This is a genomic window from Acidaminobacterium chupaoyuni, assembly GCF_047936785.1.
Classification (GTDB): domain Bacteria; phylum Bacillota; class Clostridia; order Oscillospirales; family Butyricicoccaceae; genus Acidaminobacterium; species Acidaminobacterium chupaoyuni.
Genome location: NZ_CP176394.1, coordinates 624,688 through 648,883, shown reverse-complemented (window position 1 = coordinate 648,883; position 24,196 = coordinate 624,688). Strand labels below are relative to the sequence as shown.

At 54.5% G+C, this 24,196-nt stretch carries 23 protein-coding genes; 8 read left to right on the top strand and 15 right to left on the bottom strand.

Features of this window, described 5'->3' with window-relative positions:
- Positions 1 to 6: 6 nt before the first annotated feature.
- Positions 7 to 2,871 carry a flagellar filament capping protein FliD gene (gene fliD, locus ACJA3I_RS03190; protein ID WP_458863328.1) on the bottom strand — a complete coding sequence of 955 codons (2,865 nt, stop codon included), beginning with the start codon at positions 2,869 to 2,871 and terminating at the stop codon, positions 7 to 9.
- Positions 2,872 to 2,952: 81 nt separating this feature from the next.
- Entirely contained in the window at positions 2,953 to 3,429 is a 477-nt protein-coding gene (locus ACJA3I_RS03185; RefSeq protein WP_458863327.1) for a hypothetical protein, read from the bottom strand.
- An 85-nt stretch (positions 3,430 to 3,514) separates the two neighbouring features.
- On the opposite strand from ACJA3I_RS03185, the gene ACJA3I_RS03180 reads away from it, so the two are divergent.
- Positions 3,515 to 4,204, top strand: a complete 690-nt coding sequence (locus tag ACJA3I_RS03180; RefSeq protein ID WP_458863326.1) for a hypothetical protein — start codon at positions 3,515 to 3,517, stop codon at positions 4,202 to 4,204.
- Here the strand turns inward: ACJA3I_RS03180 and ACJA3I_RS03175 are convergent.
- From ACJA3I_RS03175 to ACJA3I_RS03145, 7 genes are all read right to left on the bottom strand, one after another.
- On the bottom strand, positions 4,182 to 4,433 hold the full coding sequence (locus ACJA3I_RS03175) for a carbon storage regulator (protein ID WP_458863325.1): 252 nt from the start codon (positions 4,431 to 4,433) through the stop codon (positions 4,182 to 4,184). The two genes, ACJA3I_RS03180 and ACJA3I_RS03175, sit on opposite strands and share 23 nt — an antisense overlap.
- The gene (fliW, locus tag ACJA3I_RS03170; RefSeq protein ID WP_458863324.1) at positions 4,421 to 4,861 is read right to left on the bottom strand and encodes a flagellar assembly protein FliW; all 441 of its coding nucleotides are present in this window, start codon (positions 4,859 to 4,861) and stop codon (positions 4,421 to 4,423) included. The genes ACJA3I_RS03175 and fliW overlap by 13 nt, the downstream gene beginning before the upstream one ends.
- Before the next feature lie 57 nt (positions 4,862 to 4,918).
- The gene (locus ACJA3I_RS03165; RefSeq protein ID WP_458863323.1) at positions 4,919 to 5,521 is read right to left on the bottom strand and encodes a DUF6470 family protein; all 603 of its coding nucleotides are present in this window, start codon (positions 5,519 to 5,521) and stop codon (positions 4,919 to 4,921) included.
- 34 nt (positions 5,522 to 5,555) lie between these two features.
- Complete coding sequence (locus ACJA3I_RS03160; protein ID WP_458863322.1) at positions 5,556 to 6,590, bottom strand: flagellin N-terminal helical domain-containing protein; 1,035 nt, start codon at positions 6,588 to 6,590, stop codon at positions 5,556 to 5,558.
- A gap of 26 nt (positions 6,591 to 6,616) precedes the next feature.
- Positions 6,617 to 8,170 (bottom strand): flagellar hook-associated protein FlgK, encoded by a 1,554-nt coding sequence (gene flgK, locus ACJA3I_RS03155; RefSeq protein ID WP_458863321.1) that lies wholly within the window; start codon positions 8,168 to 8,170, stop codon positions 6,617 to 6,619.
- Between the two features lie 129 nt (positions 8,171 to 8,299).
- Positions 8,300 to 8,776 carry a flagellar export chaperone FlgN gene (gene flgN / locus ACJA3I_RS03150; protein ID WP_458863320.1) on the bottom strand — a complete coding sequence of 159 codons (477 nt, stop codon included), beginning with the start codon at positions 8,774 to 8,776 and terminating at the stop codon, positions 8,300 to 8,302.
- Between the two features lie 21 nt (positions 8,777 to 8,797).
- A complete protein-coding gene (locus tag ACJA3I_RS03145; RefSeq protein WP_458863319.1) occupies positions 8,798 to 9,127 on the bottom strand; it encodes a flagellar biosynthesis anti-sigma factor FlgM in 330 nt (109 codons plus the stop codon).
- A gap of 266 nt (positions 9,128 to 9,393) precedes the next feature.
- On the opposite strand from ACJA3I_RS03145, the gene ACJA3I_RS03140 reads away from it, so the two are divergent.
- The gene (locus ACJA3I_RS03140; RefSeq protein ID WP_458863318.1) at positions 9,394 to 10,161 is read left to right on the top strand and encodes a ParA family protein; all 768 of its coding nucleotides are present in this window, start codon (positions 9,394 to 9,396) and stop codon (positions 10,159 to 10,161) included.
- A complete protein-coding gene (locus ACJA3I_RS03135; protein ID WP_458863317.1) occupies positions 10,161 to 10,598 on the top strand; it encodes a late competence development ComFB family protein in 438 nt (145 codons plus the stop codon). The genes ACJA3I_RS03140 and ACJA3I_RS03135 overlap by 1 nt, the downstream gene beginning before the upstream one ends.
- A gap of 459 nt (positions 10,599 to 11,057) precedes the next feature.
- Here the strand turns inward: ACJA3I_RS03135 and ACJA3I_RS03130 are convergent, their stop codons facing one another.
- The 4 genes from ACJA3I_RS03130 to ACJA3I_RS03115 all read right to left on the bottom strand — a co-directional run bounded on the left by ACJA3I_RS03130 (position 11,058) and on the right by ACJA3I_RS03115 (position 15,853).
- On the bottom strand, positions 11,058 to 12,029 hold the full coding sequence (locus tag ACJA3I_RS03130; protein ID WP_458863316.1) for an ABC transporter permease: 972 nt from the start codon (positions 12,027 to 12,029) through the stop codon (positions 11,058 to 11,060).
- A 14-nt stretch (positions 12,030 to 12,043) separates the two neighbouring features.
- Positions 12,044 to 13,090: an ABC transporter permease gene (locus ACJA3I_RS03125; protein ID WP_458863315.1), complete on the bottom strand. Its 1,047-nt coding sequence runs from the start codon at positions 13,088 to 13,090 to the stop codon at positions 12,044 to 12,046.
- Positions 13,077 to 14,603, bottom strand: a complete 1,527-nt coding sequence (locus ACJA3I_RS03120) for an ABC transporter ATP-binding protein (RefSeq protein WP_458863314.1) — start codon at positions 14,601 to 14,603, stop codon at positions 13,077 to 13,079. Before ACJA3I_RS03120 ends, ACJA3I_RS03125 begins: the two co-directional genes overlap by 14 nt.
- A gap of 89 nt (positions 14,604 to 14,692) precedes the next feature.
- On the bottom strand, positions 14,693 to 15,853 hold the full coding sequence (locus ACJA3I_RS03115) for a BMP family ABC transporter substrate-binding protein (protein WP_458863313.1): 1,161 nt from the start codon (positions 15,851 to 15,853) through the stop codon (positions 14,693 to 14,695).
- A 377-nt stretch (positions 15,854 to 16,230) separates the two neighbouring features.
- Between ACJA3I_RS03115 and pepT the strand changes: the two genes are divergently transcribed.
- The 4 genes from pepT to ACJA3I_RS03095 all read left to right on the top strand — a co-directional run bounded on the left by pepT (position 16,231) and on the right by ACJA3I_RS03095 (position 20,976).
- Positions 16,231 to 17,454 (top strand): peptidase T, encoded by a 1,224-nt coding sequence (pepT, locus tag ACJA3I_RS03110; RefSeq protein WP_458863312.1) that lies wholly within the window; start codon positions 16,231 to 16,233, stop codon positions 17,452 to 17,454.
- A gap of 242 nt (positions 17,455 to 17,696) precedes the next feature.
- Positions 17,697 to 18,191 (top strand): HD domain-containing protein, encoded by a 495-nt coding sequence (locus tag ACJA3I_RS03105; RefSeq protein ID WP_458863311.1) that lies wholly within the window; start codon positions 17,697 to 17,699, stop codon positions 18,189 to 18,191.
- A 38-nt stretch (positions 18,192 to 18,229) separates the two neighbouring features.
- On the top strand, positions 18,230 to 19,927 hold the full coding sequence (locus ACJA3I_RS03100) for a glycosyl hydrolase family 18 protein (protein ID WP_458863310.1): 1,698 nt from the start codon (positions 18,230 to 18,232) through the stop codon (positions 19,925 to 19,927).
- A 14-nt stretch (positions 19,928 to 19,941) separates the two neighbouring features.
- Complete coding sequence (locus tag ACJA3I_RS03095; RefSeq protein ID WP_458863309.1) at positions 19,942 to 20,976, top strand: M42 family metallopeptidase; 1,035 nt, start codon at positions 19,942 to 19,944, stop codon at positions 20,974 to 20,976.
- A gap of 132 nt (positions 20,977 to 21,108) precedes the next feature.
- Here the strand turns inward: ACJA3I_RS03095 and ACJA3I_RS03090 are convergent, their stop codons facing one another.
- Both ACJA3I_RS03090 and ACJA3I_RS03085 read right to left on the bottom strand, forming a co-directional pair.
- Positions 21,109 to 22,146, bottom strand: coding sequence for a hypothetical protein (locus ACJA3I_RS03090; RefSeq protein WP_458863308.1), 1,038 nt, complete (start codon positions 22,144 to 22,146; stop codon positions 21,109 to 21,111).
- A gap of 19 nt (positions 22,147 to 22,165) precedes the next feature.
- The gene (locus tag ACJA3I_RS03085; protein ID WP_458863307.1) at positions 22,166 to 23,443 is read right to left on the bottom strand and encodes a replication-associated recombination protein A; all 1,278 of its coding nucleotides are present in this window, start codon (positions 23,441 to 23,443) and stop codon (positions 22,166 to 22,168) included.
- A gap of 338 nt (positions 23,444 to 23,781) precedes the next feature.
- Here ACJA3I_RS03085 and ACJA3I_RS03080 point away from each other — a divergent pair, with 338 nt between their 5' ends.
- Positions 23,782 to 24,144 carry a metal-dependent transcriptional regulator gene (locus ACJA3I_RS03080; protein WP_458863306.1) on the top strand — a complete coding sequence of 121 codons (363 nt, stop codon included), beginning with the start codon at positions 23,782 to 23,784 and terminating at the stop codon, positions 24,142 to 24,144.
- The last annotated feature ends 52 nt before the right edge of the window (positions 24,145 to 24,196 follow it).

Genomic DNA, 24,196 nt, shown 5'->3' with positions numbered 1-24,196 from the left:
TTCAGGTTACGATCCCGAAAAATACTGCGTAATCATATTTCCCTGTGTGTTATAGTTGGCGAGGATAGATTCCATCTGGTTAAACTGGTTCCAATATCGCTGCCGCTCTTTTTCATATTTTCCCTTGAGATCGCTCAGGCGCGATTCGATGGTCTGGATCTTTTCATAAAAGGTGTTCTGCTTGGCGTTTGCGCTCCAATCTTCGGCGCCCGCCAGGCGAACCAGCGCGCCCGGTGAACCCACACTGGTTTTCGCGGCGGCGTTTACCGTGGCGCCGATGCGCGCGGCCAGGCCGTCGGCGGCTTGTGTAAACAGGCGCTTCACATCTTCGATGTTTGACGACAGCGCGCTGCGAAGGGTCGTTTCATCAAGAGAAAGCTTGCCTTTTTTGTTCCAGCCCGAAGTGCCGATGCCGATATTATATAAAGCCACCGCCGCGCCGGCGGGCTTGGAATACATGGTTTCGCGCATTTGAGCAACAAAATCCGCCAGATAAGTATCCCGGCGCACAAGGCCCTGCTTGGCCTTTTTTTCCCAAAGCTCGATCTCGCGCTCGCTCATTTCTTTTTTCTGCTCTTCTGTCAGCGGCTGATAGCTGCGGTAATTCGGGTCTTCATCGAGATACCCGTTCAGCTTATCCAGCATGGTGTTATAATCTGCAACGAACGATTTGAAGCCCGCGGCGATCTTATCCGTATCACGGCCCGTTCCGATCAGCGTTTCTTCATATTTCCCGGTGGCGGCGTCCAGCTTGTCCTCTTTCGTCAGTTCTAAAGTCAGGCCATCCACCACAAAAGAATTGCCGCTGCGGGTGAAATCCACACCGTTCATGCTGACCAGCGCATCTTTACCGGCCGCGATGCTGTTTGCCGCCGGCGCGCCATCGGAAAAAGTGAAGCCTGCGCCGCCGAAGAGTTCCTGCATGGCGGCATCGGCGCTCAGATCCACCGTTGTCTGCCCCGGGGGAGCCTTCAGCAAAAGCCGCCCGTTGGCCGCTTCAACGGCATATCCGTTGATCGTATGAACTTCCCGCAGGGTCTGGGGCGTCGTTCCCGCCGCGTTGAAAACGGCGGTGTTCTTCAGCTGCAGGATATCCGCCACCGCGGTATCATCGGCTGCGATATTGGTGGAAGCCTCCACGCTGAAACCAAAGGCCAGGGCCAGATCGGTTTTTTTCGCGGTTTCGGCGGCCTGGGCGTTTTCAAGATCCGCGGCCGTTTTTTCAAACGAGACCGCGTATCCGTCGCCGATGGTGAGGCTGCCGTTTTCATAAAGGATATTGGCAGCGCCATCCGCCTGCTGGCCGAAGGTGGTTTTCAGCCAGGCGTTGAAGGCCGATTCGATGGTATCTTTTGCATAAACGGTCCCTTGTTTTTCGGGCAGCGTAAAGGTATATTTTTTTTCGTTTACGGTCATGGATAACGAAGCCGACGCGGTGCTGTAACCGGCCGAAAGGCCGCCTTGGCTGCCGCTGATCTTCCCCGTTGTGAAAAGCTTGCCCACCACAGAAGCCGGCGCCTGAAAGGCCGTGTCGCCAAACAGGGCATTGAGCAGGTTCCCTTCCGATTGTGTGATCTCAATGCCATATTTTGCGCCTGTTTCCGCAGCTTCCAGAACAAACTTGTCGGAAAGCGAAGAATAAGATAGCTTTACATTGGCGCTGCTGCTGTTGATCTGCTTCATCACCGCGCCAAGGGTAACGCTGTGGTCGAAAGTGAACGCCTCGCCGTTGATCGTGAAAGAAGAACGGCTGCCGGCGAGCCCCAGTTCGCTAAGCTTTGTGCCGCCGTCGATGGCCGTGGAAGCGCCGGGGGTAAACCCCAGCTTGCCGACATCGATGCCTGTAATGCGCAGTTCCTGCCCGAGGGCCGTTCCTTCGCCCAACGCAAGCTTCAGCTTCCCCGCCTGCTCATCCATCGTGACGGAAACATAGCTGCCGAAAGCTTTTCCGATCTGCTGCGACAGGTCGTCTTTCACCGCCGAAAGCGAGATCAGGCCGGATGGATCGGCCTTGGGGTTGAGCACAATGGTTTTGGTCACGCCGTTGAGCGCCAGATCAAAAGAAACGCCCGCGGCTTCCTTGATATCGGCGCCTTGCAGCATCTTGCCCGCGGGTGCGCCGTCTATGCCCGCAAGAGCCGTCGCCGTAATATTCGCAAGGCCCGTCATTTCAAGAGCCAATGCGGTCGAACCGCTGTCAACAGCCAGTTGCATGGAAGGGTCGGCCCCGATCACACGCAGCTTGCCCTCGAAGATCTTCGCCGCGACCCGGCTGCCCAGGCCCGCGCCGGCAAACGCCGCGTTGATTTTTTCCGCCATGGCCGTCTGGTCTTTGATGCCGTTGAGATCGACGCTGATCTTCTGCCCATCCGCAGACAGCACCAGCTGCCTGTTGAAATTTTTCATGATGTCTTCTGAAATGACGGCCGCGCCGTCGATGGTTCTGCCGAAACTCATGAGCTTCTGTGCCTCGAGCCTGGTCTTCGACGCAAGGCTTTTGACGGAAACGCGAACATCCCCCGCCTGAGCCGTGGGCCCCGCGCTGATGACATTGACGGAATTTCCCGCTTTGACCTTTGAGATCATGGTGTCAAAAAAATCGGTGCCGGCGAAATTCGTATCCAATGCCGAACCGTAGCTGCTGTCAAAATATTTCCCATAAAAAGCGTTGATCGCTTTTGTTGCATCCTGATAGATGGCTTGCTTCCACTGCGTTTGCTGCTTCAAAGCTTCCTGCTGATCGATCTTCTTCTGGGTTCCGGAAAGCATTTTTTTCACCATGGATTCCGTATCCATGCCCGATGCCAAACCGGAAATGCCGCTGTTTGTCGCGGCGCTGACGCTATAATAATTTGAGCTGTTGATATTCAAGACCATCACTCCCCTGCGGCACAACTTGCTATATTGATTTATTATATGAAGAAGCCTTTTTTAAATAGTGCGGAGCGATCTTCACAGCTTTTTATCTTCGATGACCGGCCGGTTTCCGTTCTGCGCCAGCATGACGCAGCGGTGATAACCGTTTACCGCGGCGGAGGTATTGATCCCGCTGTCTTCTATTTTGGCCAGCAGGCCTTCTCTGATCGATTCGAGGTGTTCTTTGACCTGCGGTTCCATGCGCAGCAGGCGGTTCACATCCGCCTGCACGCTCACCGCCATCTCATGCAGCGGCCGCAGCCGATTCGATATGCCCGAAAATTCCGCCGAAAAAGAAAGCACGGCCGGCGCTTCTTCCACTTCTTCGGCCAGATGCCCGATCTGCCGGTCGATCTCTTTCACGCGCCGGAACACTTCGCTTCGCTGCTCTAAACACGGCGTGATCCTGTCGATCTCGGCAGCCATCAGTTTTTCGCTGAGCAGGCACCACTGCCGCAGGCATTCCTGTTTTTCGCCCAAAAGCGAAAGCAGGCCGTTTATTCGGTTATCCATTGTTTGCTCACCACCTGTTTTTTATCGCCATATGAAAAAGAATATGATATACTTCAAATGCACTCTATGGAAAGGACCCCTGCATATGTTTGATGAAAATACCCCTATGACTTTTCAGGCCCTGCTCAAAACAAGAGAGGGCGATGTTTTGGCCGAAGGCTTGGCCCATATTCGTGAAGAAACGCGGGATGTGGATTTCACGGCGGATTTCGTGCCGCTTTTTCCCCTTGGAACGCCCCTTGAAATCGTGAGGGTCGAGGAAGATCGGGAGATCCACCGTTTTGAAGGGAATGTCTATCTATCTTCGCGCACACTGCTGCGCCTGGTGAGCGTCATCGATTTTATGCCCGATGATCCCGACCGCTATTATTGCACAGGGCTTCCGTTCACCGGCATATTCCATCTGCTTGCCGAAGAAACGAAGAAGCCTTTTTTCTCATTTCATAAAAAAGCAAAAACCGAAACGCCCATCGATGTGACCGCGCCCATCGTCAGCCTCAGCGAAACGCGGCTGATCTTTCTTTATGACAGCAAATTCCCGTTTTTTAAGGGCCAGCGGCTGCTGCTCAACGCGGATATGCCGCTTTTGCTGCCTCAGGCAGAGCTTGAGATCATCGATGCCTTCTTATTCGGCGTGAACTCTTCTTACACCTGCCGGTTTGTCGGTCTGCCGCCGGAAGATAAAAAGAACCTGCGCTATTTTCTGCTGGAATACAGCTTGAACCGCCAGCGAAAGGCGCAGGAAGAGGAAGTTAACGCGTTTCGCCCTCTTTAGGCAGAGAGGCCAGCATGCTTTTGATATCGATGGCGCCGCTTGTGGCCGCCTGCCTGTTTTCGATGACCGTCTGATAAATTTCATCCCGCCAGACTTTGCATTGCTGCGGCGCAACAATGCCCAGTTTCACCTGGCTTCCGTTTTCGAGCACAGAGATCTCGATGGGTTCCTGGCCGTCGCCCAGCTCTATGATGACAGAGCTTCCTGCTTTTCGCGTTACAACGAGCATGCTTGCGCGCCCCCTTTCAAAAGCGAAAACCGCACGGGGTAATCCTGCTCCAGCATGATCTGGGCCATTCTGCGTGTGCGCAGGTTGATAAAGATCGGGCTTTTCAGGTTCACGGTCATCTGGCGGATATCCTGCGGGATGGTGCAAAGCACCCAGCATTCCGAAAATTCATCCCCAAGCGAATTTTTGATGTGATCGGGTATCCGGGGCCGATAGTGTTCGGCCAGCGGCGCGGGGTTGAACAAAATAAAGCAAAGGGTGGGGTCTTCAAGCGATTGGAGCCACGCCAAAGATTCCCCGATTTCTTTGTTATGAAGAAGGGCGAATTTCGTATATTGCTCAAACCCGAAAAGCGGGGTTTGAAAGGAAAGGATATCCTCTTCACGAATTTCGATCTGGCCAAAATCACGGCTGGAACATTTCACCATATAACACTCCTGTCATTTTCATATCCTATCAAAAAACCGGTTAGTCCCATCACGAGATTAACCGGTCGTTTTTTCCTCGTAGTTCGGGTCGGCGCTGGGCGGGATATACATGGGGCCGCCTAAATATTCGAGCTCCACGCTGGGATATTGCAAAATCTTCATCCGCACTTCACCCGGAATATAATTCATAGACCACCTTGTCTTATCCCAATCGTAATCGAGTTTTCCCTCATCGAAAGAGATCTTGACCTCATGGGGCGTCCAGGTGATCTCGGCGCCCGCGCTGGGCAGGAACACCGTCACCGTGGTTGGCTGTTTCAGCATCTTCTGCCCCGCGATCTGGGCAATGGTCGTGCCGTTTTCGATGGCCCCCATCGCCTGCCCGTCTTCGATATATTCGCGCATTTTCTTTTGCAGCGCGGCGCGGGCGGAATCCGCGGCCATTTTGATCTGGTCGCCTGTCTTCATAAGGCCCAGCGATTTGCGCGCTTCATAAGTATCCACATGCATCCGGGCGTTCTCTGTGTCGATCTTCAGTTCCTGCCGCTGAGTATGCACTTGCGCAGCAGGCATCAGCACATTGTTATATTCCAGCCTCGCGTGTTCGATCTCAAGCTCATATTTGATCGGGTTTGATGTGATGCGCAGCAACTGTTCCATACGATAACACCACGCTTTCCCACAGCCGCTGAAATTATTTCAGAAAATCCATCAGGGAAACCGGCAGAAGCCTTGCGCCCATCTGGATGACGGCTTTCAACACATATTCGTTCATGCCCTGCTTTATAGATTCCTCGGCGTCATCCACACCCATCAGGCCGCTTATTTTTTTCTGGGAGTGATCGATCATATCTTTCAAGCGGGTCTCTGTGCCTTCCAAAAAGCTGGTTTTCGCGCCGATATCCGTTAAATTGGCGCGAAACTTATCCGTCAGTGCGCCCAGCTGTGTGTGATAAGAATTGAGGGCCGTCAAATTGAAATTGCGGATGTTGGCTTCGATATCCGTCAGAACATTCAAAATATTGTTCGGCTGCCCCTGGGGGTCATTTTCTTTTTTGCCAAACCCAAGGATCGAAAGCCCCGAATAAGAAACCTTGAACGCCGTGTCGGGGTCAACGCGGGCCCCGTTCATGCGGATGCCCAGGCCGATATCGATAAAAACATCCTCATCCATGGGGATCTCTGTTTCAGCGCCGCCGTTCTCATAAAAGAAGGTGCCGTCTGCCCGCTGCCGGATGTCATCCACGGCGATGCCGTTATAGAGAAGCCTGCCTTGTTCGTTCAGCGAAAAGGGCTCTTCCGTGCCGGCGTTGGTGCCGCCGAACACATAGCGCGCGCTGTGCTTGGTGTTGGCGAGCTGCAGGATCTGCTGGCGAACGGCCTTGATCTCATTGGCGATGGCCAGGCGGCCCGATTCGCCTTTTTCTTCGCTCATGGCGGCGTTCAGCCTTTCGCCATAAACCAGTTTGATGGCGTCGTTGATGGCCGACATGGCGGTTTCCGCCACGGTGAGTTCCTCGTTGATGGCCTTCACATTGCCATACTGCGTTTCGGCTTTCACCTTTTCCGCCCGGGTGCGCATGGCCCGGGTGCCGGCGGCGACATCGTCAGACATCTTCTCAAATTTTTTCCCCGAAGCGATCCTTTCATTGGTCTCCGCCAGATCTGCTTTGGCCTGGTTTAAATATTTTAAATAGTTCCGCGCTGTGGAACGATCTGCAATTCTCATGAAACTGTCCTCCTTATCCTATGGCATCAAAGGCCGACGCGCCCCATCCGGTTGATCAAAACATCCAGCACTTCATCCAGCGTCGTCATCAGTCTTGCCGCGGCTTCATAAGATTTCTGAAAACGCAGCATGTCGGCCGCTTCTTCATCTTTTGAAACGCCGGAAATCGCGTCGCGCTGGGAAAGATAATCATCGGCCACCGCGCCGGTGGCCTTCTGGCGTTCGGTGTGAAATTTCAGGTCGGAACCGATCTTGGCGGTGAATTCCACCAGATAATCCGAAAAGCTGCCGGCGAACTTTTCGCCATATGATTGAAAGGTGTGCGCGGTGTCCATCAGCGCGGCGGATATCTTCTGGGCATAATCTTCAACATTTTCGTTTTTGCTGTATATGAAATAGCCGGGGCCGCTGCGAGCCCATTCATCGCTGATGCTGATGTTCGAAGCCTTCACGGCAAGCTGGGCGCTTGTTGCGCCGTTGATATCTTTGGCGGAAAGCAAAGTTTTATAGATAATGGAACCGTTTGCATCCGTTTTGGGTTTGTTGGTGACGGGGTCTCGCTCGGGCACGCTTTTGTTGACAACGGCGGCCAGCGCACCGGCGAATGTGTCGAGCCTGTCACGGCAATACGGAATGCCCTGAACAGGGGAATCGCTGTTGTTTTGAACATTGCTGCCTTTGCCGTTGATAAAGTTCAAACTTGCCAGAATCGAGCCGCCGCCCAGCGACACATTGCTGCCGCTATCCTGATATCGAACAGCCACCCGCCCGTTTTCGCCCCGATACATTGTCAGCGGCGTATAATCCGTTCCTTTCAGGATCTCATGGCCGCCCAGCGCAACATCGACCACGCCGTTGGATAACTGCGTCACTTTGATATCGCCATATCCCGATAATTCATCCAGCAGCAGATTGCGCTGATCCAGCAGTTCGTTTGCGCGGAAATATTCGTTTTTGGGGTTTGCGAGAACGGTGGCATCGCTGCCGATCTGTTCGTTGAGATGGGCGATCTGCGCCAGGATCTCGTTGGTGCGGTTCACTGTTACCTGCAGATCATCCACCTGCTGCGCCGCCACGGTCGTCAGCTTTTCATCGAGCTGATTGAGCACCTGGGCAATATTTTTAAAAGAAGACATCACGATGTTTGCGCCGGAATCCAGGGTGGGTTCCTTGATATATGCCTGCAAACCCTTATAGATCTCTTCGATGGCGCCCTGCAGACCCGAAGCGCTGGTGATATTCTTGCCGTCTGTCAGCACATTTTGAATGGTGTTCAAAATGCCGGCGGCCTGTGTATGATAGCTTGCCGTGGCATATTCATCACGGAAGCATTTATCTAAAAACGCATCGCGCAGCTGGGAGACCCCCAAAGCTTCCACGCCCTGGCCGGCAAGCCCCACACGCCCCGAAGCGATTTTGGTGGAAAACGAAGAAGGCGCGATGGAGGTGCGCTCCACCCGCTGCCGTGTATATCCGTTTGTTTCGATATTGGTAAGGTTGTTTCCAACGATATCCAAAGATTTCTGGTTGGCAAAAATCGCGCTTTTGGCCGTTTCAAAACCCATAAATGTTGGTCGCATAGGATCCTCCTTGGCAAACGGCAGCCGAAATCATCTTCTGTTTAAAGCCCTCGCCGCCTTTCCGCGCCCCGCGTGAAAAGGCCGAAAAGCGGCATTTTTGGCATAACCGTCGGCTGCTTTTGTTTGATCTTATATCGTTTCAGAAAAAGAACTGCGGGATGCAAAGCCCGGCATCACCGATCCGCGGTAAGTTTTTGCATCTCCCGGAGCCGTGTTCTGCGACAGCTGGCTGAGCATCTTCAGGTGATCCTTCGCCATGTTCAGCGACACCCGGTTATTTTCCGCAAGCTCTTCGGCGATATTTCTCAGATCGCCGAGCAGCCCGCCCAAAATGGCCTTTTCTTCCGATTCCTCGCCCAGCAGAGAAAGGATGCCTTCGGCCGTCATGGCCGAAAATCCGGCGTCCGCCTGCAATTCCTGGCGCCGCAGCTCCAGGCTGTTGAGTTTCATGATGGCCGCCTGCTGCGACTGCATCATCGAAGTGATCTCAGAGCAATCATGGCTGAGCAGCGCCTGCCGCTTGTTGGTTTCCGATAACAGGAGCAGCCGGCATTGATGCCTATATTGTTTCAGCAGGTCGATAAACGCGTTGATTTCGGGGGTCATACTTGCCCTTCTTTCCTTCATCTATTCTTTCGATTCGCTGCCCAGCACGCGGTTTAAAATCGCTTCCGCTATTTCATCGCCGGATACGGGGCAGCGATCGTTGGCATATTTCTCTTTCAGCCGCTGCAGCTGTTCCGGGCTGGCGGCGGCATTTGTCTTTTCCATCGAGGCAAGTTTGCGCGCGCCCGAAGAGAGTTCCGATCTAAACGCCGCATCCCGGCTGATCTTTATCGTATCTCCCCCGCAGGGGTTCTTCCCTTCTGCGGCGGCGCTCCTCGCGGCATGGCCCGTTTTGCCCAGGTTTTCAATTGAGGAAAATTTATATGCCGAGTACAATCCTTTAATCTCCATTCAGTCACACCTCTCTCCCTGTTTCTCACAAGGCGCAGTCGATCCAAGCGCAAAAACTCCATATTTTTTGCCCTGTCCACAAATTCGTTACCTTATTTATTCGCCCTTATTGCTAAAACGAAAGCATTTTTAAAAAATTGAATTGTTTTTTTGAAAACTGTTTCGTTTTTTCAAAAGCATGGCATAACTCAAAAAGGTCTATTATACACATCCGTGTTTTATGGCAGTGTGTCGATAGAAAAGGCAGAAAAACCGAGGTAAAAAGTATGGCTAAAATCATTTCTTTGATCAACCAAAAAGGCGGCGTCGGCAAAACCACCTCAACAAACGCGATCGCTGTTTGCTTAAAGCACAAGGGCCGCCGCGTTTTATGCATCGATTTCGATCCGCAGGGCTATCTTTCTTTCAGCCTGGGCGCCGACAGCCGCGAAAAATATACGATCTATGATGTTTTAAAGCATACCGTGAAAACCGCCGACGCGATACAGCGCAGCACCGTGGTGGATGTCATCCCCGCAAACGGGCTGCTCACAAGCGCCGAACGCGAATTCACCGGGCCCGGCTGTGAAAGCATCTTAAGCGACTGCCTCAAACAGGTGTCTTCTCAATATGACTATATCGTTATGGATTCACCGCCCGAACTGGGTCTGCTTTCGGCCAACGCGGTGGTTGCATCCGATGTGGTGCTGATCCCCGGTCTGGCCGATGGTTACAGTCTTCAGGGCGTGATCCAGGTTCACGAAACGATCAGCCGCATCAAAAATGCGCTGAACCCAAAGGTGGTCATCGGCGGCATGTTTCTGGTGCGGTTCTACCCCCGCGAAGGGCTCAGCCAAACGGTGAGAGAAACCACGGAAATGCTGGCCGAACAGCTCAACATTCCGCTGCTGCGCTCTTATATCCGCCACAGCAATGTGCTCAGCAAAGCAATGTCTACCCTGCAATGCGATATGATCGATTATGCGCCGAAAAACAACGCGGTTCAGGATTATATGGGGCTTGTGGATGAATTGCTGAAAAAGGGGGTCTTATAGTGGCGAAATCGCAGAAAGATTTAGATAAAGACCTGATGTTCAAAAAGATCCTGCCGTCGCTTATCGATAATCCTTTTTCCGCAAACGCCGCGCTCGGCACTTATGCCGAACCGGAAGAGCCCGCCGAGGCTGTGCTGCGCAATCAGCTTTTCGGCAGATCCCTTGAAGCCTGCGATAACAAAACCATCGCCACGGTGAATATCATGGAATCGCTTGTGCTGCGCCATTTAGACAGCGCCATCCAGCGGTTCAACGCCTGCAAATGCGACCGCTGCCGCTGTGATGTCGCGGCCCTGGCGCTGAATCATCTGCCGCCGAAATATGTCGTCACTTCTCCGGGGCGCATCGCCGCGTGTGAAAGCGAAGTGCCCCTCAACCTTGTGATGGATGCGCTCATCAAAGCGGTGATCCAGGTGCGCTCGAAACCGCGGCATTGAGCTTTTCTCGGCCTTTTGCCCTTCTTTCTGAAAAACGCAGCCGTGTCTTTTGGGCCGGCGATGCTTTCTCTGCCATTACAGCGGCAGAACCTATCCTCTGCCGGCGGGGAAACTCTTCGTCCTCTCTCAAAACCTTTCGGCAGGCAGACAGCCGGCATGAAGCGGGGCCATGCTCCGTTTCGCGCCGGCTGTCGTTTTCTTCAAGCCGGGCGGGCGCTGCTGCTTCCGGTTTTCACGCCCGATTTTCCGGAGATCTTTTGATCTCTGATATCCGACAAAAGGCCCTCGATGCAGCCGCTTCTGCATCGGGGGCTTTTTCTATGGCGGCAAAAAAGAGGCATCCAAAACGGATGCCTCTTTCCTCTGTCAAAACCGAAAGACCTTTCAAAATCGCAAAAAAGCTTTTTCGCGCGGGGTCACAGGGGTTTTAAAATTTTTTCTTTCGTTATGAAGACCCGCTCAGCGTTCTTCGCGGAAATAGGGGTTGCCCAGCGCCGCCGGCGACTGGTTTTCTTTTTTGCTGCGTTTGGCGATGAACACCAGCGCGATGATCGTCACCACATAGGGGATCATATCCAGCAGCTGGGCGGAAACCGTGAAGCTGCTGCCCGCGGCCAGAGGCACTTTTACGCCCTGAAGCTTAAAGCCCACACCGCGCAGCGCGCCGAAGAAATAAGCGCCGAAAATGGCTTTCATGGGGTTCCATGTGCTGAAAATAATCAGCGCCACGGCGATCCAGCCCTGGCCCGCGGTCATGCCTTCCGTCCAGTTCTTAACGAACACCACCGAAAGATAAGCGCCGCCCAGCCCGCAGAGGAAACCGCCCGCCAGCACATTGATATATTTATATAAGGTGACATTGATGCCGGAAGCATCAGCCGCCGCGGGGTTTTCGCCCACCGCGCAGGCATTCATGCCCCAGTTGGTTTTGCGCAGATAGACCCACGCCAGAATGGCAAGGATCACCCCGAGATAAACATAAACGCCCTGATCGAAAAACATTTTGCCGATCAGCGGAATTTCGGAAAGCACGGGGATGGGTTTGGCCGCAAATGCGTGTTTGATGTTTTCGGGCAGTGTGGCCGCTGTCAGTTCCTGGCCGAAAAAGGCCGCAAAGCCGCTGCCGAAGATCGTCAGCGTAAGGCCCGTGACCACCTGATTGCCGCGCAGGGTGATGGTGACCACCGCATATAAAAGCGCGCCCAAAAGCCCCGTGAGGCCCGCGGCCAAAAGCGCGATCAGCGGGTTGCCCGTTTTCACGGCGCCCCAGAAACCGCCCACGGCGCCCATCAGCATCATGCCCTCGATGCCAAGGTTCATATTGCCCACTTTTTCGCTGAGGATGCCGCCTGTGGTGGCCAGCAGCAGCGGGGTTCCCATTTGAGCCGCAGTCTGCAAAAACAGCTCGGCAGCATGGATAAATTGATTCATAACGCGGCCCTCCCTTATTTTTTATCGCGAACGAGTTTATATTGCAGGAAAAATTCACAGCCCAAAACGAAGAACAGAATCACGCCCTGTAAAATATCGGCCACCGCCGCGGGGATCTGCATGGCGCTTTGCAGATAAGCGCCGCCCTGCAGCAGCATGGCGAACAGGAACGACACGCCCACGATCACCGGCGCGGAAAGCTGTGACAGCCAGGTGGTGATGATGGCGGTATAGCCCAGCCCGCCGGAAAGCTGATCGGAAAGCGAAGTTTCCACAGCCGAAGCCTGAATCATGCCCGCAAGGCCACATAACGCGCCCGAAAGGCCCACGGCGATCAGCAGCACCTTTGCCGTGTTCATGCCGGCGTAACGCGCCGTCTGCACGCTTTCGCCCAGCACGGAAATTTCATAGCCCAGCTTGGTATATCTCAGCATCACATAAGTGAGCACCACCAGAACCAGCGCGATGATCCAGCCGATATGCACGCCCATCACCTTGGGCAAAATCGCCCGGTCGGGGAAGATGGCGATTTTCGGCATGCCCGAAGCTTTCGGGTCGCGCCAGGGGCCATATTGCAGATAAGACACCCATTTGATGGCGATATAGTTCATCATCAGCGTCACCAGGCTTTCGCTGGCGCCGGTGAAATGTTTCAAAGCGGCGGGGATCAGCGACCACAGCGCGCCCATCACCAGCGAAGCCGCCATCATGCAGCAAAGGGTGAGCCACATGGGCATTTCAGGCCCGAACAGCGCCACATAAGAAGCACCCAGCGCGCCCATATAAAGCTGGCCTTCGGCGCCGATGTTCCAGAATTTCATGCGGAACGCGATGCAGATGCCCAAAGAGAGCACCACCAGCGGAATCGCCTTGTTGATGGTCTCGCGGAAACGATAGGGCGACATCACCGAACCTTCGATCAGCTTGCCGAAAATGGTGAGGGGGTTGAAGCCCATGCAAAGCATGATGAGTGCGGCGCAAAGCAGCGCCGCCAACACGGCCAAAATGCGGTAAAGCGCAGCTTTGCCCGGGTTGAGTTCTGTTTTTTTAACGATCTTCATCCTGTTGCGCCCCCTTTTCGCCCAGCATCATCAGGCCAAGCTGTTCTTTGGTGGTGGTTTCCGCGTCAACAATGCCCATCACCTTGCGGTCATGCAGCACCATGATGCGGTCGCAAAGCTCCAGCAGCACATCCAGATCTTCGCCGATGTATAAAATGCCGACGCCTTTGCTTTTTTCTTTGCCCAGAACATCATAAATGTTATAAGAAGCGCCGATATCCAGCCCGCGTACAGGGTATGCCGTAATCAGCAGCTGGGGGTTCTGATCGATCTCGCGGCCCAGCAGCACTTTCTGGATATTGCCGCCCGAAAGCTTGCGCACCACATGATGCACGGAAGGCGTGCTCACATCGAATTCTTTCACCAGCCGCTCGGCAAGCTTTGTGCCCGCGGCGCGATCGACAAAAATACCTTTGCCGGCGCGATAGCTTTTCAGCAGCACATTGTCAACGATATCCATGCCCGCCACAAGGCCCATGCCCAGGCGGTCTTCGGGGATGAAGCTCATGCTGATGCCTTTTTGGATGATCTCGCGGGGCCCCAGGCCGATGATGTTTTCGCCATTATATTCGATCGCGCCGCTGTCGCTTTTTTCAAGGCCGGCGATGATCTCGCAAAGCTCTTTCTGCCCGTTGCCCGAAATGCCCGCAACGCCGAGGATCTCGCCTTTATGCAGGGTGAACGACACATCGTTTAAGGTATAAAGCCCGGCCGCGTCGTGGGCGGTCAGGTGTTCCACGCGCAAAAGAGTCTCTTCTTCACCTTCATATTCGGCGCGCTTGATCTCTAAACGGATGGGGCGGCCCACCATCATTTCCGTCAGCTGCTGGGGGGTGGTTTCGGCGGTTTTCACGGTGGCGATGCTTTCGCCCCGGCGCATGACCGTTACCCTGTCTGAAATTTCCATCACTTCGTTCATCTTATGGGTGATGATGATGATGGCGCAGCCGTCGTCGCGCATTTTTCTTAAAATATCGAACAGCGTTTTGATCTCCTGCGGGGTCAAAACGGCGGTGGGTTCATCCAAAATAAGGGTGGTGGCGCCGTGATACAGCATTTTCAAAATTTCCACTGTCTGCTTTTCGCCCACCGACATCGAATAGACCTTTTTATCGGGGTTGATGAACAGGCCGTATTTTTTGCCGGTTTCAAAAATGCGGTCGGATAAGGCCTTCCCGCCGGAAAAGACAGATTTTGCCCGCCCAAGCAGGATATTATCTTTTGCGCTGAGAACTTCCACCAGCTTAAAATGCTGATGCACCATGCCGACACCTGCGTCGATGGCATCCTTCGGGCTGCGGAAACGGCAGGGCTTTCCATCGATCTCGATGCTGCCGCTGTCGGGGGAATAGATGCCCGAAAGCATGTTCATCAAAGTGGATTTGCCGGAACCGTTTTCGCCCAGAAGCGCGTGGATCTCGCCGCGCTCGACCTCTAAATTTACATGATTATTGGCGACCACGCTGCCAAAGGTTTTTGTAATATCGGTCAGTTTTATGGTAGAATCCGCCATAATAGCTCCTCTCTGTTTCTGCGGGAAAGCCCAAAGGCCGGGGCCGCAAACGATTTTGCGGCCTCGGCCATTCAGAATCTGCTAAAGCTTTATTTGCCGCTGGCGTTACCGATAACGCCTTCGACAAACCAGTCAAAGTTCAAATACATATCTTTATCGCTCATGCGCTCGCCGGCCTTCACGCGTTCTTTGCCCTCGTTATCTTTGATGGGGCCCTGGAACACGAAGAAATCGCCGCTGATGATCTTCTGTTTTGCTTCTTCCACTTTTTCGGCTGTGCCGGGTGCGCAGTTATCGCTGAGGGCATCCAGCTCTACCGCGCCGGAAGCCATGCCTTCCCACCACAGGCCGCTTTTGCGGTTGCCGTCGAGGATGCTCTGCACATCGCTGATATAATATTCGCCCCAGTTGAACAAAGGCGCTGTCAGATAAGCCTTGGGGGCCGCGTCTTTAGAGGGAGAGTTGTAACCCACGGCGAAAGCGCCCTTTTCCTGGGCGGCAACCTGGGGGCCGGTGGTGTCGCAATGCTGAGCGATCACATCACAGCCGCGGTTGAGCAGCTCGTCGGCCGCTGCGCGTTCCTGAGCGGGGTCATACCAAGAGTTGATCCACAGCACTTCCACGGTGGTTTCGGGGCTGACGCTGCGAACGCCCAGTGTGAAAGCGTTGATGCCGCGGATGACTTCCGCGGTGGGGAAAGCGGCCACATAGCCGATTTTCTTGGCGGTGGTCTTCATGCCGGCGGCAATGCCGGAAAGATAACGGGGCTCGTAGATGCGGCCCATATAGTTTGTCAGGTTTTCAACACCCTTGCCGGTGATCTGAGAAATGCCGGTGGCGTGGCCGAAATAAAGGTCGGGATATTCTTTTGCCACTTTCAGCATGGAATCTTCATAATTGAAGCTGTTGGCATAGATCACATTGCAGCCCTGATCGATCAGGTCGCGGATGGCTTTTTCGGCATCGGAAGCGTTTTCGGGCACATTTTCCAAAGCAATGGTCTTGACGCCCAGTTTTTCTTCCAGAGCCAGACGGCCCTTGTCATGGGCCTGAGAATAACCGCCGTCGGTTTTGGAACCGATGTAGATAAAGCCCACTTTCAGGTCATCCACGGTCAGCTTTTTGCTGCCCTCTTCTTTTGCATCGCCTTTGGCGCCGTCGTCTTTAGCGGTGGTGTCGCTCTTATTGCAGGCAGCCAGAGTAAAAATCATGCAGCAGGCCAGCACAAAAGCCAGAAGTTTTTTCGCCATGTGTGTTTCCCTCCATCATCATTTTAAAAAATAAAAAACGCCCGGGAACGCATTTTCAGGTTTTCGGGCATTTCCGCTTCGCGGTTACTTTTATTCTATCGCGCAAAGCGACAAATTACAATGGAAAAATTCACAATTTTGTTACTTTCGATTCATTCTTGTGCAAATTTTTGATTCGCGAAGTTTTTTCATTCTTTCCCTTTCGTTTTTTTGTCAGTTTTCACAATTTCGCCCCCGCGCCGCGTTCTATTTGCACAATCTTTCGGCGGCGGCCCGCGGAATGTTTGCGACCTTACCTTTCGTATGCTATGATAAAGGCGACAGGCCATCGGCCCTTTGGGCCGCCCGCCAAATTTCGGAAGAAAGAAGAGATTTTTATGACAAAAGCTTATGAAAAGCTGCTCAACTATGTGAAATATGATACGGCCGCCTGCGCCGCTTCCGCCACCGTTCCCTCTACACCGGGGCAGAAAGTGCTGGGCGCGGATCTGGTGAAAGAGATGCTGGCCATCGGCATCAAAGACGCCCACATGGATGATTTCGGCTATGTCTATGGTTCCATCCCCGCCGCCCCGGGCTGTGAAAAGGCCCCCAAGATCGGCTTTTTGGCCCACATGGATGTGGTGGATGACGCGCCCCCCTGTGAAGACCCCCGCATCGTGAAAGCATATGACGGCGGCGACATTCTGCTCAACGAAAAAGAAAACATCGTCATGAGCCCCGCCGAATTCCCCGCTTTGAAAGCCGTTGTGGGCGACGACCTGATCGTGACCAACGGCCTGACCCTGCTGGGCGGCGACAATAAAGCCGGCATTGCCGAGATCCTCACCGCCGCCGAGCGCCTGATGAGCGATCCTTCCATCCGCCACGGCGCCGTGAAGATCGCCTTCACCCCCGATGAAGAGATCGGCCGCGGCCCCGCCCATTTCGATGTGAAGCATTTCGACGCCGATTTTGCCTATACCGTAGACGGCGGCCTGCTGGGCGGCGTCAACTATGAAAACTTCAACGCCGCGAAATCCGAAGTGACCGTCAGCGGCAAGAGCATCCATCCCGGTTCCGCCAAGAACCAGATGAAGAACGCCAGCTACATCGCCATGGAATTCAACGCCCTGCTGCCCCAGGAGCAGAAGCCCGAATATACCGAAAACTATGAAGGCTTCTATTTCCTGCACGCCATGGAAAGCAATGTTGAAAAAGCCAGCATGCATTATATGCTGCGCGACCACGACGCCAAAAAATTCGCTTTGAAAAAAGAAATGATGGATCATGTGGCCGCTTTCCTCAACCAGAAATACGGCGCGGGCACCGTGAAGGTGGAAACCACCGATATGTATCTGAATATGCGTGATCTCATCGAGCCTAAGTTCCATCTGGTGCAGACAGTGCTGGATGAAATGAAGAAAATGGGCATCGAACCCAAGGTCGAACCCATCCGCGGCGGCACAGACGGCGCCCAACTGACCTATAAAGGTCTGCCCTGCCCCAACCTCTGCACAGGCGACGCCAACGCCCACGGCCGTTTCGAATTCGTCAGCATCAACCATATGGATCAGGTCACCGAGCTGATTCTCAACATTTTGAAAGCTTACGCGAAATAAGGCTTTTTTCAGATCAAACGGCGGAAAGATTCGTTCTTTCCGCCGTTTTTCTTTTTCACGCTTCTTTCCGACAGGGGGTGCGTTTTTGGAAAATATATGATATAGTCAGAATAGAAATTGCAGAGCGGATGCCCCGCTTTGGCGAAAAGCGCTTCCTTTTTCCCGAAAATGCGCTATACTGTTAAAAAGATAACATAATTTGCTTCGGTCGCAAAGACCGCCCGCATGCAGGAGGAAGCACCATGAAAAACGGTTTATTGATCGGCGAAATGATCGCCTATGAAGCGGGATGCCCGCAGCGCATCGATCACTTTTTAAAGGTCTATGGCTTTGCCAAAGCCATCGGCGCCCGCGAACAGCTCAGCTCCGTCACCTTAAATATTGTGGAAACGGCGGGCATCACCCATGATATCGGCATCCGCGCCGCCTTGGAACGCTTTGGCGAATGCACCCCCGCCCGGCAGGAAGAACTGGGGGCCGAAGCCGCCCGCGCGCTGCTGGAACGGCTGGGTTACAGCGACCGCCCGTTCATCGAGCGTGTCTGCTGGCTGATCGCCCATCACCATTCCTATGAAAACATCCGGGATATCGACCTTCAGATCTTGGTGGAAGCCGATTTTCTGGTGAATTTAAAAGAGAAAAACGCGCCCCGCCAGCAGATCGAGCAGGTGCGCGACGCCTATTTCAAAACCGCCACGGGCAAGCTTTTTTTAGAGCGCTATCTGCTTGAAGAATGAGCTTTTCCGCCCGCCGTCTTTTATAAGGAGTTGTTTTTATGAATCGATCCATGCGCCGCGCCGTCTGCCTTTTGCTGGCGGTGGGGCTTTGCCTGCCGCTGATGCCCCGAAGCCGCGCGGCAGACCAGTTTTCAGATGTTCCCCAAAGCAGCTATGCCTATCAGGATATCCTCTCGCTGCGGCAGATGGGCATTGTCACCGGCATCGGCGGGGGCCAATACGGCCTCGGCATGACTTTTCGCCGCTGTGACCTTGTGCTGATGCTGGCCCGCCTTTTGGGCTGGCAGACCGCCTCTTCTTCTTCCGGCTTTGCCGATGTTCCCCAAAGCCATTATGCCGCTTCGGCCATCGCCGCGGCGGTGGAGCACGGCGTGGTGGATGCAGGCGGAAATTTCCGCCCCGGCGACGCCATCACCCGCCGCGAGCTGGCGGTGATGCTTTCCCGCGCCTGCAGCGCGCAGGGCGTGAATCTGGCCCGGCAGGCGGCCGGGCAGAGCGCTTCTTCGCCCTTCACCGATGTGCCCAAAAGCGATGCCGATTTCGGGGCCATCCGCATGGCTTATGATTTCGGCATCATCAACGGCATGAGTTCCCAGCTGCCCACCCAGTTCCAGCCCGCCGGGGTGGCCACCCGCGAACAGGCGGCCGCCATGATGATGCGCTTTTACCGGCGCACCCAGGGCCGGCTTGGGGATTTTCACGCGTTTTATGCCATTTCCAGCTGGCAGCAGCGGGGGCTGATGGCTTCGATGGATACCGTGAGCGCAGGCTGGGCGCGCATGGAATACAGCGGCGGCAGCGCCTTGCTCAACACCACTTCCGCCGGCGGCAACAGCTGGGCGGTGCCCTCGGGTTCCGAACAGGTTTTCGCTTTGGCCCGTCAAAACGGTTCGCCCCTGCTGTTAGGGGTTTATATGGATACCTCGGCGACGGTCAGCGGCGGCACACAGCCCCAGGCCACTGCCCTGCTCACTTCTGAAAGCGCCCGCGCCCAGGCCGTGGCCGCCCTTGCGGCCGCTGTCGGCGAAAAAGGCTTTGATGGCGTGACCATCGATTTTGAAGGCTTCGTTTCCGAAGGTTATCGCGCGCCGTTCACCGCTTTTTTGCAGCAGCTGCGCAACGCCCTGCCCGCGGGCAAGCTGCTTTATTGCGCGGTGCCGCCCAAAGACTATTACCGCGGCTACGATTACCGCGCCATCGGCGAGGTATGTGACAAGGTGATCTTGATGGCTCACGATTATGAGATCACCACCATGCCCGATTCCATGAAAAACACCCAGCTGCCCGAGACCCCCATCGCTTCCATCGGCGATGTTTACCGCTCGCTGGAACAGATCACCGACACGCAGACCGGCGTGCGCGACCGCAGCAAAATTTTGCTGGCGCTTTCTTTCGGAACCGCCCGCTGGGAGATCGTGAACGGCCGCGTGAGCCACGATGCCGTAAAGCAGAGCGATTATGCTTCCATCGCTTCAAGGCTTGCAAAGGGCGATTCAAAGCCCTATTATAATGAAGAATACCAGAGCCCCTATTTATCCTATTATGATGCTTCCGATGGCACCACCAATGTGGTTTGGTATGAAAATTCCCGCAGTATCAAGGCAAAATGCGAACTGGCCCGTTTGTTCGGGCTGGGCGGCGTTTCTTTCTGGCGATTGGGCACGATCCCCGATATGCAGGGCTTTGATCTGGATGTGGCCTCTTCCCTTTCGTCGCTGCGGGGCAATATAAATTAAGGAGGGTTTTCCCCATGGAAAAGAAATATCTCGATTATGTTATGGAACAAACGCAAAAACTCATCGCCATCCCCAGCCCCACCGGCTATAACCAGCAGGTGCAGGCCTATCTGCGCGAAGAACTGGGCCGTCTGGGCTATCCCGAAACCACAGGCCCCCGCCGCGGCGGCGTAGCCGTGCATCTGGGCGGCGAAGGCAACCCCGTCACGCTCACGGCCCATTGCGACACCCTGGGCGCCGTGGTGCGCTGGATCAAACCCGAAGGCACTTTGATGATCTCCCCCATCGGCGGGCTGAACCCCAACAATGTGGAAACCAGCAATGTGACCGTTATCACCAAATTCAGCGGCGAATATTCGGGCACCATCCAGATCGAAAACGCTTCTTCCCATGTGAACGCCCATGTGAACGACCCCCGCAGCTTTGATGAAAACATCGAAGTCGTTTTGGATGAACTGGTGAAAACGGATGAAGAGGTTCGCAAGCTGGGCATCGAAGTGGGCGATTTTATCGCTTTGGATCCCCGCACGGTGGTGACCCCTTCGGGCTTCATCAAAAGCCGCTTTTTGGATGATAAGCTCTGCGCCGCCATCCTGCTGGGTTATGCCAAATATGTGAAAGAAGAAAAAATCGCCCTCAACCGCGCCGTGTGGCTGCATTTCTCCGTTTATGAAGAGATCGGCACAGGCGGCGCCACCCTTTTCCCCGCCGAAGCGCATGATATCATCGCGGTGGATATGGGCTGCGTGGGCGAATTCCAGACCGGCCGTGAAACCAAGGTTTCCATCTGCGCCAAAGATTCCAAAGGCCCCTATCATTATGAATTGCTCAAAGAAGTGGTGAAAGCCGGCATGAAAGAGCAAGTGGATTATGCCGTGGATACTTACTACCGCTATGGTTCCGATGTGGAAGGCAGCCTGAGCGCAGGCTATGACGCCCGCCACCTGACCATCGGGCCTGGCGTCTATGCTTCCCATGGCTATGAACGCTCCCATCAGCAGGGCGTCGCCGCCACCTTCGATCTTATCCGCGCCTATCTGGCCGAATAATCACGCGGCTTTTGAAAAAAGCTTTCACATCATAAAAACAGAAAGCGGCCGGCAAGAACATTCGTTCTTGTCGGCCGCTTTTTGTAAAAAGTCGTCTGCCTCTGCAAAAGCACCGGCGCGGTTTGAAAAGTCTCAGCGGTTTTTTTCGTCATCCGCTTCGGTTTCTTCCGCCGTTTCAGGCGCGCCGCTCAGAGGTTCTTCTTCTGTTTTCGCTTCGTCATCCATGGGCTGCGCCGCTTCGGCGGGTTCAAGACAAACCAGCCCGCGGGCCGCAAGCTCTTTCTGGGTCATGCCGCGCAGAGCCGCGAAGCTGCCTGCCGCCATGAACAGATAGCCCACCGCCATTTTGCCCAAAACGCCGGCGCGGATCTCGGGGAATTGCAAAAACACCGGCACAGCCTTCACGCAATCCCAAAAGGGATATCCTTCGGCGCCGAAGGCCAAAAAGATGCTGTGACCCAAACAAACCGCTTCGGATGCGGCCAGCGCCAAAACAGAAAGCGCGGTGCAGAAAAAAATGCCCCCCGTGTGGAATTTGCCGCCGCCAAAAGCAAAGGCCTTCATCACCAGAAACGCCATGGCAAACCCCGTGATGCCCGCCAGAAGCCCCCACTGGTTGGTGAAGATCCAAAGCGCCGAACCCGCCATCGCGCCCAGCAGCGCCGCGCTGACCGCCGCCACCCAGTTGCCGCGCCGATGTTTTTGGGCCGCCTGTTCCGCTTCGGCGTTTTCTTTTTCGGCGCAAAGGGCGCATAAGCTTTGCCCGCGCTCGCCCCGCAGATAAAACCCCGGGCCGGTTTTCGCGCCGCATTGCTCACAGCAGGGCTGTTTTGCCGTTTCCTGCGCGCAAGCCGCCAGTTTTTCTAAAAACAGCTTGCCGTCATGGATGGCTTCTTTCTTCTTTGTAATATTTTTATATTTCAATACTATTTGTATTGAATGCGGTGCATTTTCCCGCGGAGATAAGTGATAAGAAAGGCCGTCTGCCCCCAATTCTTCAAAGCAGCGTTGGATCTCTTCGGGGGTGGGGCAAGGGTCAGAAGCGAAAGCGAGGGTCAGCTTCCCCATGCCCGCGGGATGCACCGATGCCCAAAAGCCCTGCGGCTTTCCATAAAAAACGCTGCTTTCCTGATCTTTTTGCCAAAGCGAAGATGCCGTGATCTGTTCCATTCGTTTCCTTTCCGCCGCGCTATTTCGATTTTTGCACGGTTTCTTTCAGTTTGCGCCAATATTCTTTATTTTGCTGTTCGATCTTATTGCTGCCCTCCTGATAATAAACGCGGTCTTTCAGCTGATCGGGCAGATATTGCTGGGGGATATAGTTCCCCGGGAAATTGTGGGGATATTGATAAGTCAGCCCGCGGCCCAATTTTTGCGCGCCGCCGTAATGGGTATCTTTCAAATGATCGGGCACATCATAGTTGCTGTTTTCCACCTCGGCCATGGCCGCATCAATGGCCATCACCACCGAATTGGATTTGGGCGCGGTGGCGATCACCAGCGCCGCCTGCGCCAGCGGCAGCCGCGCTTCGGGCAGCCCCAGCTGCAGCGCAGAATCCACACAGGCTTTCACGATGGCCGCCGCCTGCGGATAAGCCATGCCCACATCTTCGCTGACGCAGGCCAGCATCCTGCGGGCGCAGGAAGGGATGTCGCCCCCCGCCAGAAGCCGCGCCAGATAATAAAGCGCGGCGTTGGGATCGGAACCGCGCAGCGATTTATGAAAAGCCGAAAGAATATCATAGTGGCTGTCGCCGTCGCGGTCATATTTCATGGCCGAGCTTTGGGTCACCGCTCTGGTATCTTCCAAAGTGACGAAAATATCGCCGTTTTCGCGGGTGGAAGCGCTGCAAAGCAGCTCTACCGCGTTGATGGATTTGCGCACATCCCCGCCGCAGGCCGTAGCGATATGCTCCACCACGCCTTCTTCCAGCGTGATCTTGGCCTTTCTCTGGTGGGCGCAAAGGGTGAACCCGCGCCTGACCGCCCGCGCCACATCTTCCTGGGTGATGGGTTTGAATTCGAACACGGTAGATCGGCTTAAGATCGCGTTATAGACATAGAAATAGGGGTTTTCGGTGGTGGAAGCGATCAGCGTGATCTTGCCGTTTTCGATGAATTCCAACAGCGACTGCTGCTGCTTTTTGTTGAAATACTGGATCTCATCCAGATATAACAGCACCCCCTGGGGCGCCAGAAAAGTATCCAGTTCATCCACGATGGCCTTGACATCATTCAGCGAGGCCGTGGTGGCGTTGAGCCGATAAAGCTTTCGCTTGGTCTGGGCGGCGATAATGCCCGCAAGCGTGGTTTTGCCGATGCCCGAAGGGCCGTAAAAAATCATATTCGGAATTTCTCCGCTTTCGATGATGCGCCTCAAAATTCCGTTTTCGCCGATCAGATGGCGCTGCCCCACCACATCATCCAGTGTCAGGGGGCGGATCTGATCTGCAAGCGGCTGATACATACTTTCGCCTCTCTCCCCGTTTCTGCCTGTTTTTTCCCGCCGCCGCGCCCGCGGTGTCGGGTCATCCGATCAAAAATCATCGTTTCTTTATTATAGCACGCGGCCCCCCAAATGAAAAGCGGGCCTTTGGCGGCCCAAAAGGCAAGAGCCAGAAGCTCAAAAAGCCGCCGCCCGCTGTTCCTCCCGCTTTTTCGGGGCAGCAAAGTTCTGCGCCAAGGGTTATTCCCTCGCTTGAAAAAAAGCCCGTTCTATGCTATTCTAAGGGTAATTTTAAAGAATGATCGCAAGCGGCGCGCCGCGGGAACCCGCGGCGCTTTGCCGAAAAGGAGGTTTGACGGATGCATTTGCAGGAATCGGGAGAGATGTATCTTGAAACGATCTATATTCTGCTTCAGCAGCAAAGCGCTGTGCGGGCCATCGATGTGGGCGAGTATATGGGCTTTTCAAAGCCCAGCGTCAGCCGCGCGCTGGGGCTTTTGAAAGAAGGCGGTTATGTGACCACCGACCCCGGCGGGTTTCTTTCTTTGACAGAAAGCGGCCGCGAAGTCGCTTCTAAAATTTATGAACGCCACCACTTCCTCACCGCGTTTCTGATGAAATTGGGGGTGGATGAGCAAACCGCCGCGGAAGACGCCTGCAAAATGGAGCATGTCATCAGCGACACTTCTTTCGAGGCCATGAAAAAACACGCCGGCAACTGACCGTTTTTTGCCCTTGCCCGTTCATACGATTGATGAGCCGCCGCGGAAAGCA

Bases quoted from the DNA above. Each gene is read 5' to 3' on its own strand.
- ACJA3I_RS03185 (WP_458863327.1), bottom strand. From the start codon at position 3,429: ATGGATAACCGAATAAACGGCCTGCTTTCGCTTTTGGGCGAAAAACAG.
- ACJA3I_RS03180 (WP_458863326.1), top strand. From the start codon at position 3,515: ATGTTTGATGAAAATACCCCTATGACTTTTCAGGCCCTGCTCAAAACA.
- ACJA3I_RS03175 (WP_458863325.1), bottom strand. From the start codon at position 4,433: ATGCTCGTTGTAACGCGAAAAGCAGGAAGCTCTGTCATCATAGAGCTG.
- fliW (WP_458863324.1), bottom strand. From the start codon at position 4,861: ATGGTGAAATGTTCCAGCCGTGATTTTGGCCAGATCGAAATTCGTGAA.
- ACJA3I_RS03165 (WP_458863323.1), bottom strand. From the start codon at position 5,521: ATGGAACAGTTGCTGCGCATCACATCAAACCCGATCAAATATGAGCTT.
- ACJA3I_RS03160 (WP_458863322.1), bottom strand. From the start codon at position 6,590: ATGAGAATTGCAGATCGTTCCACAGCGCGGAACTATTTAAAATATTTA.
- flgK (WP_458863321.1), bottom strand. From the start codon at position 8,170: ATGCGACCAACATTTATGGGTTTTGAAACGGCCAAAAGCGCGATTTTT.
- flgN (WP_458863320.1), bottom strand. From the start codon at position 8,776: ATGACCCCCGAAATCAACGCGTTTATCGACCTGCTGAAACAATATAGG.
- ACJA3I_RS03145 (WP_458863319.1), bottom strand. From the start codon at position 9,127: ATGGAGATTAAAGGATTGTACTCGGCATATAAATTTTCCTCAATTGAA.
- ACJA3I_RS03140 (WP_458863318.1), top strand. From the start codon at position 9,394: ATGGCTAAAATCATTTCTTTGATCAACCAAAAAGGCGGCGTCGGCAAA.
- ACJA3I_RS03130 (WP_458863316.1), bottom strand. From the start codon at position 12,029: ATGAATCAATTTATCCATGCTGCCGAGCTGTTTTTGCAGACTGCGGCT.
- ACJA3I_RS03125 (WP_458863315.1), bottom strand. From the start codon at position 13,090: ATGAAGATCGTTAAAAAAACAGAACTCAACCCGGGCAAAGCTGCGCTT.
- ACJA3I_RS03120 (WP_458863314.1), bottom strand. From the start codon at position 14,603: ATGGCGGATTCTACCATAAAACTGACCGATATTACAAAAACCTTTGGC.
- ACJA3I_RS03115 (WP_458863313.1), bottom strand. From the start codon at position 15,853: ATGGCGAAAAAACTTCTGGCTTTTGTGCTGGCCTGCTGCATGATTTTT.
- pepT (WP_458863312.1), top strand. From the start codon at position 16,231: ATGACAAAAGCTTATGAAAAGCTGCTCAACTATGTGAAATATGATACG.
- ACJA3I_RS03105 (WP_458863311.1), top strand. From the start codon at position 17,697: ATGAAAAACGGTTTATTGATCGGCGAAATGATCGCCTATGAAGCGGGA.
- ACJA3I_RS03100 (WP_458863310.1), top strand. From the start codon at position 18,230: ATGAATCGATCCATGCGCCGCGCCGTCTGCCTTTTGCTGGCGGTGGGG.
- ACJA3I_RS03095 (WP_458863309.1), top strand. From the start codon at position 19,942: ATGGAAAAGAAATATCTCGATTATGTTATGGAACAAACGCAAAAACTC.
- ACJA3I_RS03090 (WP_458863308.1), bottom strand. From the start codon at position 22,146: ATGGAACAGATCACGGCATCTTCGCTTTGGCAAAAAGATCAGGAAAGC.
- ACJA3I_RS03085 (WP_458863307.1), bottom strand. From the start codon at position 23,443: ATGTATCAGCCGCTTGCAGATCAGATCCGCCCCCTGACACTGGATGAT.
- ACJA3I_RS03080 (WP_458863306.1), top strand. From the start codon at position 23,782: ATGCATTTGCAGGAATCGGGAGAGATGTATCTTGAAACGATCTATATT.